This window comes from Anaerosalibacter massiliensis, assembly GCF_024623155.1.
Taxonomy (GTDB): Bacteria; Bacillota; Clostridia; order Tissierellales; family Sporanaerobacteraceae; genus Anaerosalibacter; species Anaerosalibacter massiliensis.
Genome location: NZ_JANJZL010000004.1, coordinates 130,992 through 147,478 on the forward strand (window position 1 = coordinate 130,992; position 16,487 = coordinate 147,478).

The window sequence follows — 16,487 nt, forward strand, 5'->3', positions numbered from 1 at the left end:
TCATTTAGTGAGGGAGAACAGAAAAAGTAAGAAAAATGATACAGCATCTTTTGGAGAATTGTGGATTGACTATAGTGGAAGACGTATTTTTTATAGAAATCAAGAAGTGGTTCTTACCAAGACAGAATTCGACATTATAGAGCTTCTATCTTTAAATTCAGGTCGAGTGTTTGATCGAGAACATATCTACACTTCTATTTGGGGGTATGATGGTCTTGGTGATAGTTCAGTTATTGCTGAGCATGTGCGTAGAATTCGCGGAAAATTATCTCGACATACAGATAGAGAATATATTGAAACGGTTTGGGGAGTTGGTTATCGATGGATTGGCTAAAGGAATGGACAAAGAAGCTAAGTTTAAAAAAGAGCTTTGCTATCTATTTATCCATATTTCTTTTAATAGGTATTTTGTTAGCTAAAGTAAATGCTATATTAATAAGTTCCTACGAAATTGAATTAATTAATAAACAGTTTGACAAGGTTTTAGAGGTAAAAGAAGGAGAAGAAAATACCTATTATACATTAAAAAAACTACCAGAATCAAAATTAGCTGGGTTAATCTTTAAATCTTTATTGTGTTATAAGAATTTTGCTATAGAAATACATTGTTTACTTTTTGCAATATTAGCTTTTTCTACTTTTTATAAACATAAGATTCAAAAACCTATAGACTATTTTAATTCATATAGTAGTGGCGACAGAGATATGACAATAGCATTGCTAGATGAAGAAAATGAACTAAGCAATGCTTGTGAGAAAATAGAATCTTATACAAAAGATTTACATGAACAAAAAATAAAAGTTTGGCGTCAGTATGATGCATTTAATCATATGGTTTCTTCCATAGGTCACGATATTCGAACACCCCTTACTATATTAAAAGGGAATCAAGAGATGATGAGGTGTTTTGATGAAGAGAATTCTAAATATAATGATAAAAGGTTGGAAATATTAGATTCTATGGAAAGACAGACAGAAAGAATTGAGGAATATATAGAAAAGATTAGTAACCTTCAGTCAATAGATGAGCTAACAATTAAAAAAAATGAAATTTCTTTAAAAGAGTTTATTTTTACATTGGAGCAAATTGGAAATGATTTATCTAAAAATAAAAGAATTCATTGGATCAAGTCGCAGAAAGATAGAAAAATTCTAATTGATTCAGTTCACATACAAGAAGTTTTTGAAAATATCATAAACAATGCTATCCGATATGCAAAAGAAAATATTTATGTAGAGTTTTTAATTAATAATAAAGAATTTAAAATTCGAGTTCAAGATGATGGTCCTGGTTTTAGTGAAGACGCATTGAGCTATGCAACTTCTCCTTTTTTTTGTGAAAACAATGTAAAGGGTCATATGGGGCTAGGACTGAATATTTCTAGTATAATTTTAGAAAAACATGGAGGGAAGCTTCAGATTAGTAATACAGAATATGGGGGAGTAGTAGAAATAATAATTATTTTATAAATTTTGATAGAATATTGGAAATCATTTGTTACACTCTCCTTAAAGTATAAGGAGGGTGTTTTATGTCAGAGAAAATTATAATTGAAAATTTAAATGTAGCTTATGGACGAAATCAGGTGCTTTTTGATATCAATATCGAAATTGGGAAAGGTATGTTCGGGTTATTGGGAAGAAATGGCGCTGGCAAGTCAACCCTTATGAAAACATTGGTGACTTTATTACCTGTGAAAAGTGGAAAGATTGAGATATGCAATGTACCTATTTCCAATCGAAGAAAAATTCGCTCCATGGTTGGTTATCTACCTCAAGATTTCAATATGTATCCAAATATGACCGTTGTGGAAGCATTAGAGTATTTAGCTATTTTATCCGAAATGGAGCCCACTGAAATAAAAGGTCGTACAAAAAAAGTATTGGAATTAGTTAATCTTTGGAAGGACAGAAAACTCAAAGTGAAGGCTCTTTCAGGAGGGATGAAAAGACGTCTAGGAATTGCTCAGGCAATTGTTCATGATCCAAAGGTATTAATTGTAGATGAGCCAACAGCAGGGCTAGATCCAGAAGAGCGAATTCGTTTTAGAAATATTTTAGCCAATTTAGCAGAAGATAAAATTGTGATTTTATCCACTCATATTGTAGGAGACATAGAAAGTACCTGCAACCATTTAGCAGTTTTAAATCATGGTCATATACTGTTCAATGGTGAAGTCAATGATCTTGTAGAAGGTGCAAGAGGTTGTACTTACCGAGCAAATATACCTAAGGAAAAGCTTCATGAATATCAGAATCGCTATGTTCTTACTTCCCAACAAGACTATGGTGATTATGTAGATATTAAATTATTATCGAAAGATAAGGTAGAAGAAGAATTTGTACCATGCGAGCCAAACATTGAAGATGGATATCTAAATCTTCTCTATGATGTGGGAGGTGCAAAATAATGAAGCTAATGTTTACTGAAATGAAACGGATACTTAAAAACCCTATATTTTGGATTACAGTAGTATTGATATTTGTTTTTATCCAAAGTCAGTTTGGCAGTGAATTAAATATGTCAAAAATGAATAGACCATTGCCTAATCAAGAGAACTATGGGATGACTAAGACTAACGATATGGCAACTATCCGTGAAAATGCTATGGGGCACCTATTACAGGAGTATTCTATTAATTCTTACACTACTTATCCCTATGGGTTTTATAGAGATATTGAATTGAATAAAGAAAAGAATGAACAAATATCAAAGGTTATTTCTGCACTATCTGGGATATCACTAGAAGATATTAAAAAATTACAAAATGATTCTGGAACATATCAAGCAAAACCAGATGATAAAATATTTAATCCAAAGGTTACAGATGAACAATTCATAGAACTGATGGATAAAGTGGATGAACTTTTGGGAGGAGGTTCTGTTTATAGCAAAAAGTTAATATCATCAAGATTTGGAGAAAGACCTAAGACTTATGATGAAGCAGTAAAAGATTATGAATTGATGATTAAAAAAGATAAGATATCAGGTGCTTATGCTAGAGTATTTTGTGACTATGCAGGAATTGTTATAGGAATAATACCTGTATTTTTAGCAGTGGCATTTTGGTTTCAAGATAAAAGAAGTAAATGTGAGGATTTGCTATTTACAAGAAGTGTATCCTCATCAAAGTTAATTATTAGTAGATACCTAGCTCTGCTTATCCTACTAAGTATATTTTTGATGGCTATTGCAAGCTACTATAATTTACAAATTATCAAAGATTTTGGGTGGAATAAGACAAATCCTCTTTATTTCTACGGATATACTTTAATATGGCTTATGCCCACATTGATGGTGGTACTATCCCTTGGCATCTTTAGTACCGTAGCAACTAATTCCCCATTGGGAATTCTTGTTATGATGATTTGGTGGTTTTTAGATGTAATGAAGGGAGCAAGGAGTATTGATGGAGGATATGGTCACAGTTTAGTTTTAAGACACAACATTGTTGGCAATACACAGCTTTATCTAAATAATAAAAATATGATTTTTATTAACCGTGGAATATATGTACTTCTTGCAATAGTAATACTTTTTATTTCTATGAAAATTTATGATTTAAAACGAGAAGGGGAGGTGTTTGTTTATGGGATTTATAAGAAGTAAAATTTTAAATAATGAAATCAAACACCATATTCTATTAAATGTATCGCTATGTTTTGTGATTTTTCTATTGATTTATATTATATTTGGAATTAATGAATTAAAGAAGGATGTAGTGCTTATTATTACTGAAAGGTTTTTGCCTCTGATGGCTATTATATTGTTAACTTCTTGTTTTGAATGTGAATTGGATAAAGGTATCAATGAAGTGATTCGTTCAAAGACAATATCAATAGGTGAGATTTATTTCATGCGTTTGATATTAAGGATTGTTGTATATATATTGTTATCTTTAATATTTATGTATGTATTAAAAACCAAAGGAGCATTTGTGGAGTATCCCTCCTATGCTTTAGAGTCTATATCAATAGGATTATTGTTGGGTTCTTTAGGGGTTTTTATTTCTGGTATTAGCTCTAGTTTAATTGGAGGATATTTTGGACCTTTGATGTACTATTTAATTCAATGGTTGGGAAATTGGAAAAGGCTGGGGGTTTTTTACTTATTTAGAATAGGAAAGGGACTTGAGCCAATGGTTCAATTGAACATGGGAATTGCTTTGTTGTTTTTAAGCTTAGGATTTTTAGGGAAGTATATTATGGAGCGAAGAGAATAATATTTAAATATTTTTGTCGATACAATCTATAATTATCCTTCTTAGTTATAAATAGTAAAAGACTGTTATTTATAGCTGTTTATCCTAATTTCATTTTTAGATGATACAATATTTTAAATTTATAGAGGATAAATATCTTTTAGTACATGCAGGATTTGAACCTAATAGATTATTTGAGGATGTAAAGAACATGTCTATAGATAAAGCTTTAGAAAATCAAAGACATAAATTGGTTTGGGTTAGAGAAGATTTTTACTTAAATAAAGCATTAGAGGGTATTGTAACTATATTTGGACATACTCCTGTAAATGAGATAGAAAAAAGTTTAGGTATAGAAGAAAAAAGTATTAAAAAAATTTGCGTTGATAATATTTATAAAGATAAAATTGGTATTGATACTGGAAACTGCTATGCTGGTGGAAGGCTAGCTTGTTTGAGATTAGATGATAGCAAAGTTTATTATATAGATGATGAAATATAATTGTTTAATACAACCAATTGAATCACTAATTTTTCTCTATTGGTTTTTAACATAAAATCACTCCCTCATATTAATGTTATGTTAAATTATATTACAAAAATTAAATAAATAATAGTATTGCTGTTGATGATATGTTGATGTTAGTATAATATTATAGATGTAGACACGATTTTCGAACATGGTTAAGGAAGGAGTGTCTAAGTTGGCAAAGAGATATACAGAAGAATTTAAAAATACAATTGTAGAACTTTATAATTCTGGTAAGCCTTGTATAAAGGATCTTAATAGTAGAAAAATAGTTGGATATTCTATGTTTAAAAATATAGATACTAAATTAGCTATAAAGGCTTTAGAAAATGCCTATAAATTTCAGAAACCTAATGAAATTTAATTCTCTATAGTGATTTAGGAAGTCAGTATACAAGTTTTGAATTTGAAAAAATATGTTTACTTTATTGACATAAGTCCAAGAAACAAAATTCTATGATAAAAGAATAATTAGTCAGTTTTTGTACAAAATTAAGGGGCAATCTATTTCTTAAAGATAAGTACTTAAATAGAATTTTTAGGAATTAATTAAAAACTGTACAAAAGTTAGGTTATTTATCTGAAAAAATAGAATATTATATAAGTACATCATGATGTAAAATTAGAAAATTACTAGTAATTTAGTGTGATTAGGAGGGAGAGAATGTTCAAAAAACTTGTAAAAAGTTTAATAATTATGGGTTTGGCTCTAATTTTAGTATTACCAAACATTAGTTTAGCTAATGAACAAGAAAAATATCCTTCAGCGGAAGAGATATTCACACAAGAAGAAGTAGAAAGATTGGAAAAAAAAGTAGAGAGAAAGGATTTAGAGTTTGATAAGGATGGTAAATCTTTTGTTAATCTAGAGTCATTTGGAACATACCCAAGAAGAAAAGGAGTTATCCTTGTAACCAAAGATAAGTTTAAAGGTATAATCCCAACGGGACATGCAGCTATTGTTTATAGTCATGGTACGGTAGTAGAATCACTATCTGGTGGAGTAACAACAGGAGCGAATGATTGGTATCAGACAAGGAAGACTTGTTATGGAGCAACGGTTAAAGGAACGAGTATCACTCAAGATGAAAAAGCAGCAGACTGGTGTTATGGAAAGATAGGAAAACCCTATAATTGGAACTATCTTAATCCTTATACAAGGGAAAAATTTTATTGTTCTCAACTAGTGTATGCAGCATTTTTAGATAATTACGGAATTAATTTGGATACATCAGATTTTGGAGCCGCAGTTCATCCTATGGAATTAGTAAATAGTACTAATACGTCTAAGATATATGAAAAATAAAAATAAGTTACAAACCAAAGGGACTACTGATTCCCTTTGGTTTGTAACTTATAAATGAGGAGATTAAGGTGAAAAAATTTGTTTATATTACTATAATCATAGGGGTTTTATTTACTATAAATGGATGTGGTCATAAAGTATATAATTCAAAAGTTTTGGAGAGTAAAGAAATTGAGATTGGAGTTGTAGAAACAACAGCCAGTGAGTACAAGAGTATTATTCATTGGTATGATGGAGATTTAAATAAAGTTTCAGAACAAAAATTAAGTTATGCAATGTTAGGTTCGGCTTTTCACAATCCAGTTTATTATGACAATGAAATATATATGATACCTCAGGGATTAGGAAATAAAAAAGATAGTAAAAAGGTAATAAGTTTTAATAAAAAGGATCTCTCAATAAAAGAATTTTCTTTCAACAATATAGCATTAAATGATGTTGCTGTAAGTGGAGATTATATTTATACGATAAATACTCTTAATGGAGATACGCACATATGCAGATTAAATAAAACTAATAATACAGTAAAAGAACTAATAATAGAAAAAGAATATATTAGTGGATTTACAGCAGTTAAAGGTAAGATATATGCTTTTAGTTCGAATTTGTCTACATCATTACCAAAATTTTATTTATATATATATGATGAGAATTTAGAGCTACTAGATAAGAAAGATATTACTCAATATGGTACTAGTCAATATAAATTTATGAATGATGATGATTATCTATATGCTGGAGTAATGATGACAAAAGAAGAAAAACCATCTAGTATAATATTAAAGATTTCTCTTGATACAAATGAGATTGAGACTATAGATACTAATCAAGAGGTTCCCAATGATATCTTGCAATATAAAAATAAAATTATAGTAACAAATCATGATCTTGTTATAAATCAAGGAACTAAAATGACTATATTGGACAAAAATAATGAAGACTCTGAAGTTATTGACTTAAATAATAAAACTGAATTTGCAGGTATAATAGGGAATATGTTAGTTATAACTAATCAAGAGAAAGTAAGTTTATATGATATTGAAAAAGATTTTAAATTAATTAAAGAAACTAATATTGAAAAGGATGATGATTGCTATATTTCTAGTATAATTCTTCTTAAATAATTCATATATAGAAGTAGGTGATAAATATTGAATAAATCTAAAAGGCTTCAATTTAAAAGTTATGTAAAAAGTTATTTAGACAAGTATCTTGAAAATACGAAATAGAATAAAGAAGATTTTAATGTAGAGTTTTATGATTACTTACTAAATTAAATTTTTGCTATTTCCATAAAAACAGTATTGACTTTGTTTTTTGCTTTTAAAAAAGAAGATTTATTAAAAGGGAATTCTTCAGAAGAGCGATATAATTATTTTGACAATTGTTCATCAACAGAAGAGTTTTTTAACTTAGTTGATAAAATGTATCCTCTGCTGAAACCAGGGTTAGATAGAATCCTTAAGAAACATATAATAAATTATAATAATTTAAAAATGAGAGCTGAAAAAGATAAAACTGATTTTATACCTAGTTTATTCATAATTCTTTGAGTCTTTTTGAGACTTATGAATATATTTTTAGATTTTAATTTTTCATATATTTTAGGAGCTCCATAGCGACCTTTACTAGATCTATATATCAAGAATTTGTCCTTCTAAAAATCTGTTTTCAATACTTCTTTTACTTTCTTTTTTATTTAAATGTTTATAATATGAGCTTCTAGATATTTTAAAAACTTTCCATATTAGCTTCATACTATGTTTATCTTTATTATTAGTAATAAATTTATACACTAAATTTACTTCCTTGCAAATATAGCCATTGCTTTTTTAAATATTTCATTTTCCTCCTCTATTCTAGCTATTTTCTTTAATAAAGCTTCATAGTCAGATTGAGTAATTACTTTATCTTTATTGATTGCTACAGGTTTAGCTTTTTTTACCCATGTTAGTATTGTAGATTTAGGTAGGCCACATTCGTTGCTAATATCTTTCAAAGGTTTATCAGCATTATAAAGTTCTACAATTGTATTTTTAAATTCTTCTGTATATCTTTTTACAAATTTATACACCCTTTCCTTAAATATATTTTATAGCGTTCGGAAAATCGTGTCTACAATATTATACTAACATCAATACCAATACTCTTTTTATTATGGAAAACATAAGTTGTTTTTTCAAATTTATTGATAAGGTTAAAACTATAAAAGATTATAGAAATACCAACTATATAATTTACAGAACTATTTTTGGAATAAGATGATAGTTTTTGAGCTGATACTTTTGGGCAGATATGAAAGGAGATATTAAAAAAAGAGAAGATTGATTATAAGTTGATTTGGATATATATAGATAGATAATATTTGTATACATGTGAGGTAATAGTTTGAACGATTATAAATGTACAGTATGTGGCTATACTTATAGACCTGAAAGAGGAGATAAGCTACATAGCATAGATCCTAATACTGATTTTAAAGATTTGCCAGATGATTGGAAATGCCCTACTTGTAACCAACCTAAAATGGCCTTTGAAGAAATAAAGTAATTTATAAATTAAGAAATATTCTAATAAAGAATATGAAAAACTATTCATTCTCTTCCATCAATAGGAGAGAATGAATAGTTTCTAAAATAATTCTCTTCTAAGAGATTTTTGTATAAAGGAGGTGGATAAATTTTCCGCAAAGATTAACCTGTTTATGTTTTGATCTTATTTTATATTAAGATAATTTGCTATATTGGCATATTTAGTTTTTATTCCTTTAAGTTTAGAAGTTTTACAACTTAACAGTCCAGTAACTCCTGGTCCGTGTCCTGATAATATACAATTACTATGTACTATAATTCCAATGGTTACAGAACCTTTTAAGAATTGACGACCATAAGTGTTGTCACAATCTTTGAGTAGGACTAAATCCCCAAATCGTAGTTTGTCTATATCATATTTTTTTATTTCCTCTTTATCTCCTGTAGTTATGTCATAGTCTCCAGAGAAACTAGTTGGACTACCAATTCCTGAACCCATTAGATGAGCAGGTATTTCAGTCACTATAGGAACTTCTAATTCTCCATTTTCATTTTCTTTAATTCCTAATTTTTTAAATAAATTTGGATCAATATTCATTACTACTACATCTTCATGTCCTTCTATTTGTAAACCCTGCCCGCAAGCTTTAATCAAAATTTTATCATCTATAGCCATTTTATCTAAATCTTCTTTTGGGAAATATACCATTACATGCTCAATACCACCATGCATTCCAGTTACATAGCCTTTTGCACCTTTTGCATCTCCTGATACTACTTTAGCTTCATTTCCAACGCAAGATAAAACTGTTAAAGCTCTGTTTTCAGGAGTTTCTTCATTTCTGATGCTAACTCCTGGTTCTATATGATCACCTACAAGTTCCATACATGGATCTCCAATTTGATAATTGTAAGTGATTCCACCTACACCATGTAAAATCATAGGCTTTCCCTCATTATTAATTTTATAAGGGTTTTGACCCATTATAGGACTGTGAATTTTACCTTGCACTGATTGAATCACTAATTTTTCTCTATTGGTTTTTAACATAAAATCACTCCCTCATATCAATGTTATGTTAAATTATATTACAAAAATCAAATAAATAGTAGTATGAACCATAGTATATTCATTATAAGTTTTGGTAGTGTTAACGGTTGACAAGGTTTAATGTATAAAGGATTTTAGAATTTACTTATTAAAATTTGGACTATATAATATAAATAAATCCAAAGTATTTTATATAGGGGTGAAATATTTGAGGAAAATTTTATTAATAGAAGATGATGAAAATATATCCTTTGGAATAAAAACATATTTAGAAAAGGATGGTTTTAAGGTAGATATAGGAGAAAATTTAGCTAGAGGAAAGAAAAAATTTAATTTTAAATATGATTTAATTATTTTAGATATGAATTTGCCAGATGGAACAGGTTATGAATTTTTTTCTTTTGTAAAATCTAAATCCAATATTCCAATAATTTTTCTTACTGTAGTAGATGAAGAAGAGGAAATAGTTAAAGGTTTAGACTTGGGAGCAGATGATTATATTATTAAGCCTTTTAAGCTATCTATATTGAAATCACGAATAAATACAGTATTAAGAAGAGTAAAAAGAGATAAAACGTTAATAGATACATTATTCTGTAAGGATTTGAAATTAATTAAATCTCAAACTAAGGTTTTTAAAGAAAATAAAGAAATTGACATAACTAGTAGAGAATATAAATTACTTGAACTATTTATGGAAAACCAGAATCAAACTTTAACAAGAGAATTGATTATTAAAAGGCTTTGGGACATTGATGGAGATTTTATTAATGACAATACTCTAACTGTTACGATTAAAAGATTAAGGGAAAAGATTGAGGATAATCCAAATAAGCCTATAATTATAAAGACTATTAGAGGTATAGGATATAGAATGGAGAATGAGTATGATTGATTCAAAGAAAAACTTATTTTGCAGAATAGGATTATTGATTTTTATTCTAATCTTATCATTTGTTTTTTCTATTTCAGTATACAGCTTCTTTGAAAGTATATTCTTCGAAAAATTGGCAGTTGTAATGGGAGTTGTGACTAAAGATTCAAGAAATTTAGAAATAGAGATTATGAATCAACTAAAGTTTGAACATAGTAAATATGCTTCTATAGGAAAGGGAACCTTGGGAAAGTACGGATATAACTTAGATAGATTTATTTTTTTAAAGGATAGAAAAAAGATTATTTATATAAGTTTTTTATTTTCAGTTTTAATTACTTCTATATTCTGTATTTATATGTACATATCTACTAGAAACAAAAAGAAAAATGCAGAAAATTTAAAGAATTATCTTGAAAGAATTAATGAAGGTGATTATTCTTTAAATTTAGCTACTGATGAGGATTTTTCTATTCTTTCTGATGAACTTTATAAAACTGTTATAACTTTAAGAGAATTAAAGGAAAAGGCTATACAGGATAAAATTAGTTTAAAAGATAATATAGCAGATATATCACATCAGTTAAAAACTCCAATTACAGCTATTAATATTATGTCTGAATTAATAGAAAATAATGATTCTAAGGATGAAAATAAAGAATATATTTATAGATTGAATAAACAAGCAGGTAGATTAGAGACCTTGACTAATTCTTTACTTACTATATCTAAATTAGATGCAGGCACTATAAAATTTAAAAAGGATATTGTGTATATTAAAGATATAATAGATTTGGCTATTGAACCTATTATGTTTTTAATAGAAAAAAAGAATATTAAATTATATATAGTGGGAGACAATGCTATAATAAAAGGAGATAGTTATTGGTTAGGTGAAGCTTTTTTAAATATTATAAAGAATTGTATTGAACATTTAGAGGATAATGGTGAGATAAATCTTTTTATTGAGTCTAATCCTATATTTACAGAAGTAAAGATTGAAGACAATGGAAGTGGATTTTTAAAGGAAGATTTACCCCATATTTTTAAAAGGTTTTATAAAGGGAAAAATGCGAATAAGGATAGTATAGGAATAGGTCTTTCTATAGCAAAGTCCATTATTGAAAAGCATAATGGAGAGATTTCGGTGGAAAATAAAAAAGAGGGTGGAGCTAGATTTAAAATTAAGTTTTATTAAATAAAAAATGTCATCGAATTGTCACATTAAGATTATAAAATTAGAACTATAAATTATAGTCTTGATGTGATTTTTTATTTTGGAGATACTATTATAGGAGTGGAGGAAAATAGATGAAAATGCCAAGAATACGAACTATTTTATTTATGATTATTCTATTATTTATTATTTTGCAACTATTTTATGGGCTTTCTTTTTTAATAGGAAGATTTTTTGGGACAGGTAATATTATAATAGTAGATCCTGGACATGGAGGAAAAGATTCCGGGACAATTGGAATTAATAATAGTTTTGAAAAAAATATAAATTTAGACATATCTAAAAAATTATCTAAAAGATTAAAACTAATGGGTTATAAAGTTATTTTAACAAGAAATACAGATGAATATGTTGATAATAATCAAAGAGCAAACTTGGCAAATAGGAAAAAGGCTAAAGTATTCATCAGTATTCACTGCAATTCTGTTGAAAATAATAGTAATGCTAATGGTGTTCAAGTTTTATACTATCCTAGTGAAAAAAACAACAATGATGTCCCGGGAAATGAATTATTGGCTCAAACAATATTAGATGAAGTACTAAAAAGTACTAAAGCAAATAATAAGGGAATAGTAGAGAGAAAAGATTTAATAGTACTAAATCAAACTAATATGCCTGCTATGATAGTAGAATGTGGTTTTTTATCAAATGAAGATGAGGCAAACTTATTAGAGGCTAATAAATATCAAAATAAGATAGTAGATGGTATAATAAATGGATTAGAAAATTATTTTAACTATAAATAATTGAAATTAAAAATGTAACTTATGATATAATACTTAGTATAGTGATACATTTGAAGAGATTGAAATGGGTAATGAAGGATTCTAAAAAATGGTTCTAGAAGAATTAAGAAGTTTAAAAAGATGGACAAAAAAAGTTAACAGATAAAGTATCAAAGCTAGAAGAAACAGTTGGTACAATTCATGATCAAACAGTAGAATTGACTGAATTAAGAGTGGAAACTAAAAAAGAAGAACTTGTAGATATAAAATCAACCATTTTAAGAATAGAAATAGTAACTGCTTAATAAATGCTACATTATTTTCAAGAAATATATCAATATAAAACCGTTTTTGATATTTGAAAGAAATTTAGTTATGAAAGCTATGATGATGAGGATTATTATTAAGAATCCTTGCTATGGCAAGAAGAAGTAAATAAAAAATAGGCGATATGTTATTTGATTTTAAAGATAATATATCGCTTTTCTTATATACAAATGTTTTATAGGAGAAATACTTTGGAGAGTATGTCACTTAAATGTCACATTTAGGCTATAAACTATAATCATAGGAGGGACAAAAATGGATATATTGAGAACAAAAAACCTTACAAAAGTTTATGGCGAAGGTATATCAAAAATTATAGCTCTTGATAATGTGACTTTTTCTATTGAAAAAGGTCAGCTTGTAGCTATTATTGGTGCCAGTGGTTCTGGTAAATCTACTTTGTTACATTTGTTAGGTGGAGTTGATAAACCGACAAATGGACAAATATTTATAGAAGATAGGGAAATTTCTAGTTTAAAAGAAAAGGAGTTAGCATTATTTAGGAGGAGAAAAGTTGGACTTATATATCAGTTCTATAATTTGATTCCAACAATTGATGTAAAGAAAAATATTTTACTGCCTATGCTTTTAGATGGAAGAACACCGGATATGGAGTATTTTAATGAAATAGTAGGTGTCTTAGGTTTAGAGAATAGACTTACACATTATCCTGGACAACTTTCTGGAGGACAACAACAAAGGGTTGCTATTGCTAGATCTTTAATTTATCGTCCAGCAATTATACTAGCAGATGAACCAACAGGAAATTTAGACAGGAAAAATTCTAATGAGATTATAGAGTTATTAAAACTATCAAATAAGAAATATAAACAAACTATATTATTAATAACTCATGATGAAAAAATAGCGTTAGAGGCAGATAGGATTGTAGACATAGAAGATGGAAAAATAATTTCAGATGAGGTGATTAGATAATGAAAATCCTCATTGAATATACATTAAATTATCTAAAGAAGAATAGGAAAAATACAATATCAATACTTATTGCCATAACTATAGGGACTATTTTATTGAGTACTGTAGTATTAGCCACATATATGGCTTGGAATTATGATATCACTGAATCTGTATTAGAAAGAGGTAATTATCATGGCTCTTTTACTTCCTACATTGATAAATCTCAAATTCCATATTTAAAAGAAAATCAAAAGGTAGATAAGGTTTATCTAAGAACAGAATTCTATAGTAGTAAGATTGACATGAAGAGACCATATTTAAATATTTCTTATTTAGATAGAGAATATTGGAATAATATGTATGAAAAAAACTCTATATTAGAGGGAAGGGTCCCAAATAATTCAGATGAAATTGTAGTTATGGGAAACTTTTTAAAAGAAAATCCTCAATATAAAATAGGAGATAAAATCAATGTAAAATTAGGGTATAGGCAAGAAGGGAAGGAAAAAATAGATCCATTTGACTTTATCCACGAAGATGAAAATTTTATAGGAGAAAAGAATAAAGAATATACTATAGTAGGTACTATTTCAGGAAAAAGCTTATCTTATGAGCCATATTATGGAGGATTAGGATTTTTAGATGAAAGTTCAATAGGCGAAGGTATGAAGTTTTTTCCATATCTAAGAATGAAAAATCCTAGAAAGGTATATAAGGATTTGCCTGAGATTGGTAAAAACTTAGGTTTTACAAAAGGCAAAAAAGGTAATAGTGAGGGTTCATATAACGCTGAATATAATATGTTTTATTTAAAATTACAAGGTATATTTCCGCCTTGGATTAAACTATCGGAAAGAATTCCTTTGTCTATACTTGTATTCTTTATTTCTATACTAGTTGTTATATTTCTATTTGTTATAATAATCTATAATGTTTTTACAGTATGGTCTAATAATAGACTGAAACAATTGGGAATTTTAAAAAGTATAGGGGCAACTCCAAGACAAATAAAGAGAACGGTTAAAATAGAAGCTGTTTTTAGTTCTATAATACCGATAATCATAGGTGTTGTTTTAGGACATCTATTTTGTTACATAATGATAGATAGAATAAATAATATTGTGAAAGATTTTAATATTAGTGCTGGAAAAAAAGTTTTTGAACTATCATTTAAAACCTCACCTATTATAGTGGGGATTATAATGATTTTATCATTTTTAACTATTTTGTTGTCTATTAATAAACCAGCAAGAAAACTAAGCAAAATACTACCAATTGAAGCTATTAAACATAGTGGATTAGATTATGAACATATGAAAAAGAAGGAAAAGAAAGCTAATAATTATGGTCCTAATAATATAATATCTAGTTTAGTAAGAGATTCATTAAACGGTAACAAGAAAGGCTTTAGAACTACTATAATATCTATAGCTATTAGTTTTGTAATAATGTTTATTTCTCTTGTAGGAATAGGAATTGCTAAAGCAGATAAAAAATTAAATTCTATGGATAGATATTATACAATGAATGTCCAAGTATTAACTAATGAATTGGCTGATGAAAATATATTTAAAGAAATTGAGTCAATACCTGAGGTGAAGGAAAGTATAGTTTATAAAGATGTATATTTGAATTCTAAAATTAAGTCTAAATATGCATCGGAAGAGTTTAAAAATACAGGAGGATTTGAAAGTATAGATTTAAAAAGATATGATTATTTATGGAAGATAGATAATGATTATATGATACCAGTAAATTTAATAGGTCTTGACCATGATAATTTTGATAAATATGTTAAATCCCAAGGAGGAAATCCAGAGGAATATTATGATAAAGAAAAACCAAAGGCCGTACTTTTAAATCTAGTAAAAGAGGATATGAATCAACCTCTTGCTAGAACAAAATTTATTCCTTACTTAAATAATGTGGATAGTTTATGTTTTAATGAATCTTATGGTGGAAAAGGATATAGTTTTAATATTGATATTGGATTGAAAACCTCCGAAAATCCATTGAAAGATTCTTATTTGATGGATTATGGAATATATATATTTGTACCTAAGGATGTTTTGAATTCTTTGATGGAAAATTTTGCTTTACCGGGGGACTATAGTCATTCAGAAAGAATGAAGCTATTAGTTGATGAAAAAAATATTAATAAAGTTAAGGAAGGAATAAAGGATATTAGCAAATATTATTTACCAGAAGATGATTATAGCATCTGGAGTATATTAGATGATGAAGCGGAAGAAAAAATGGTAAACAAAATATTTTCTTTAGTTACTTTTTCTATAGTGTTTTTCTTAGGGGTTATAGGTGTATCTAATGCATATTCTAGTATAAATAACAATTTGAGAAATAGAAGACGAGAATTTGCTATGTTAAAGTCTATGGGGATTACTAAGGATGGTTTGAGTAGAATGTTAAATTTAGAGGGAATTTATTATAGTATCTACCCCTTTATATTTTCAATTCCCATATCTTTATTGCTTTTAGCAATCATTGTTAAAGTAAAAAAAATATTTACTGTTAAAGATATATTAATGTTCTTAGATTATAAGGTTATAATTGGATATGTAGTTGTAATATTTATGAGTGTTTATCTAGCATATTATTTTGGAATTAGGAAAATTGAAAAAGATGAAATAGTAGACGTTTTAAAAGATGAGAGTATTTAAGAACATCAAAAAACAAGTATTCAATCTGGTCTAAAATCACATGATCCTGTAGGTAAACTTAATTTTACTGATAATAAAATTGCTCTACTCAAAGACCCTTATGATGAAT

Annotated in this window: 20 protein-coding genes; 16 read left to right on the top strand and 4 right to left on the bottom strand. The window is 27.7% G+C overall.

Annotated features, from left to right (window positions below; translation table 11 throughout):
* The first annotated feature begins 7 nt into the window (after window positions 1–7).
* From NSA23_RS07720 to NSA23_RS07765, 10 genes are all read left to right on the top strand, one after another.
* Window positions 8–334 carry a winged helix-turn-helix domain-containing protein gene (locus NSA23_RS07720; protein ID WP_257490372.1) on the top strand — a complete coding sequence of 109 codons (327 nt, stop codon included), beginning with the start codon at window positions 8–10 and terminating at the stop codon, window positions 332–334.
* Window positions 322–1,470, top strand: a complete 1,149-nt coding sequence (locus NSA23_RS07725; RefSeq protein WP_050069859.1) for a sensor histidine kinase — start codon at window positions 322–324, stop codon at window positions 1,468–1,470. Before NSA23_RS07720 ends, NSA23_RS07725 begins: the two co-directional genes overlap by 13 nt.
* 62 nt (window positions 1,471–1,532) lie before the next feature.
* Entirely contained in the window at window positions 1,533–2,411 is an 879-nt protein-coding gene (locus NSA23_RS07730; protein WP_042682977.1) for an ABC transporter ATP-binding protein, read from the top strand.
* The gene (locus NSA23_RS07735) at window positions 2,411–3,610 is read left to right on the top strand and encodes an ABC transporter permease (protein WP_042682976.1); all 1,200 of its coding nucleotides are present in this window, start codon (window positions 2,411–2,413) and stop codon (window positions 3,608–3,610) included. Before NSA23_RS07730 ends, NSA23_RS07735 begins: the two co-directional genes overlap by 1 nt.
* Window positions 3,591–4,223, top strand: a complete 633-nt coding sequence (locus NSA23_RS07740; RefSeq protein ID WP_042682975.1) for a hypothetical protein — start codon at window positions 3,591–3,593, stop codon at window positions 4,221–4,223. Before NSA23_RS07735 ends, NSA23_RS07740 begins: the two co-directional genes overlap by 20 nt.
* Before the next feature lie 100 nt (window positions 4,224–4,323).
* Complete coding sequence (locus NSA23_RS07745) at window positions 4,324–4,704, top strand: hypothetical protein (protein ID WP_257490373.1); 381 nt, start codon at window positions 4,324–4,326, stop codon at window positions 4,702–4,704.
* A 202-nt stretch (window positions 4,705–4,906) separates the two neighbouring features.
* The gene (locus tag NSA23_RS07750) at window positions 4,907–5,095 is read left to right on the top strand and encodes a hypothetical protein (protein ID WP_042682973.1); all 189 of its coding nucleotides are present in this window, start codon (window positions 4,907–4,909) and stop codon (window positions 5,093–5,095) included.
* A gap of 300 nt (window positions 5,096–5,395) precedes the next feature.
* Window positions 5,396–6,037, top strand: a complete 642-nt coding sequence (locus NSA23_RS07755; RefSeq protein WP_042682972.1) for a YiiX/YebB-like N1pC/P60 family cysteine hydrolase — start codon at window positions 5,396–5,398, stop codon at window positions 6,035–6,037.
* 68 nt (window positions 6,038–6,105) lie between these two features.
* Entirely contained in the window at window positions 6,106–7,161 is a 1,056-nt protein-coding gene (locus tag NSA23_RS07760) for a hypothetical protein (protein ID WP_042682971.1), read from the top strand.
* Window positions 7,162–7,341: 180 nt separating this feature from the next.
* Window positions 7,342–7,590, top strand: a complete 249-nt coding sequence (locus NSA23_RS07765) for a hypothetical protein (protein WP_257490374.1) — start codon at window positions 7,342–7,344, stop codon at window positions 7,588–7,590.
* Here NSA23_RS07765 and NSA23_RS16730 read toward each other — a convergent pair.
* From NSA23_RS16730 to NSA23_RS07775, 3 genes are read right to left on the bottom strand one after another with little or no spacing between them, the layout of a single operon-like run.
* On the bottom strand, window positions 7,518–7,682 hold the full coding sequence (locus NSA23_RS16730; protein WP_081915268.1) for an IS3 family transposase: 165 nt from the start codon (window positions 7,680–7,682) through the stop codon (window positions 7,518–7,520). The genes NSA23_RS07765 and NSA23_RS16730 overlap by 73 nt on opposite strands.
* On the bottom strand, window positions 7,672–7,833 hold the full coding sequence (locus NSA23_RS07770; protein ID WP_187116690.1) for a hypothetical protein: 162 nt from the start codon (window positions 7,831–7,833) through the stop codon (window positions 7,672–7,674). Before NSA23_RS07770 ends, NSA23_RS16730 begins: the two co-directional genes overlap by 11 nt.
* Window positions 7,834–7,838: 5 nt before the next feature.
* Window positions 7,839–8,111, bottom strand: a complete 273-nt coding sequence (locus NSA23_RS07775) for a transposase (protein ID WP_042682970.1) — start codon at window positions 8,109–8,111, stop codon at window positions 7,839–7,841.
* A 314-nt stretch (window positions 8,112–8,425) separates the two neighbouring features.
* On the opposite strand from NSA23_RS07775, the gene NSA23_RS07780 reads away from it, so the two are divergent.
* Window positions 8,426–8,587, top strand: a complete 162-nt coding sequence (locus tag NSA23_RS07780; protein WP_075052135.1) for a rubredoxin — start codon at window positions 8,426–8,428, stop codon at window positions 8,585–8,587.
* A gap of 165 nt (window positions 8,588–8,752) precedes the next feature.
* Here the strand turns inward: NSA23_RS07780 and NSA23_RS07785 are convergent, their stop codons facing one another.
* Window positions 8,753–9,619 (bottom strand): DUF4438 domain-containing protein, encoded by an 867-nt coding sequence (locus tag NSA23_RS07785; protein WP_042682969.1) that lies wholly within the window; start codon window positions 9,617–9,619, stop codon window positions 8,753–8,755.
* A gap of 208 nt (window positions 9,620–9,827) precedes the next feature.
* Between NSA23_RS07785 and NSA23_RS07790 the strand changes: the two genes are divergently transcribed.
* From NSA23_RS07790 to NSA23_RS07810, 5 genes are all read left to right on the top strand, one after another.
* A complete protein-coding gene (locus NSA23_RS07790) occupies window positions 9,828–10,514 on the top strand; it encodes a response regulator transcription factor (protein ID WP_042682968.1) in 687 nt (228 codons plus the stop codon).
* Window positions 10,507–11,691 (top strand): sensor histidine kinase, encoded by a 1,185-nt coding sequence (locus NSA23_RS07795; protein WP_187116689.1) that lies wholly within the window; start codon window positions 10,507–10,509, stop codon window positions 11,689–11,691. Before NSA23_RS07790 ends, NSA23_RS07795 begins: the two co-directional genes overlap by 8 nt.
* 113 nt (window positions 11,692–11,804) lie before the next feature.
* Window positions 11,805–12,476: an N-acetylmuramoyl-L-alanine amidase family protein gene (locus NSA23_RS07800; RefSeq protein ID WP_257490375.1), complete on the top strand. Its 672-nt coding sequence runs from the start codon at window positions 11,805–11,807 to the stop codon at window positions 12,474–12,476.
* A 561-nt stretch (window positions 12,477–13,037) separates the two neighbouring features.
* A complete protein-coding gene (locus NSA23_RS07805) occupies window positions 13,038–13,718 on the top strand; it encodes an ABC transporter ATP-binding protein (protein WP_257490376.1) in 681 nt (226 codons plus the stop codon).
* Window positions 13,718–16,378: an ABC transporter permease gene (locus NSA23_RS07810; RefSeq protein ID WP_257490377.1), complete on the top strand. Its 2,661-nt coding sequence runs from the start codon at window positions 13,718–13,720 to the stop codon at window positions 16,376–16,378. The genes NSA23_RS07805 and NSA23_RS07810 overlap by 1 nt, the downstream gene beginning before the upstream one ends.
* Window positions 16,379–16,487 lie beyond the last annotated feature (109 nt).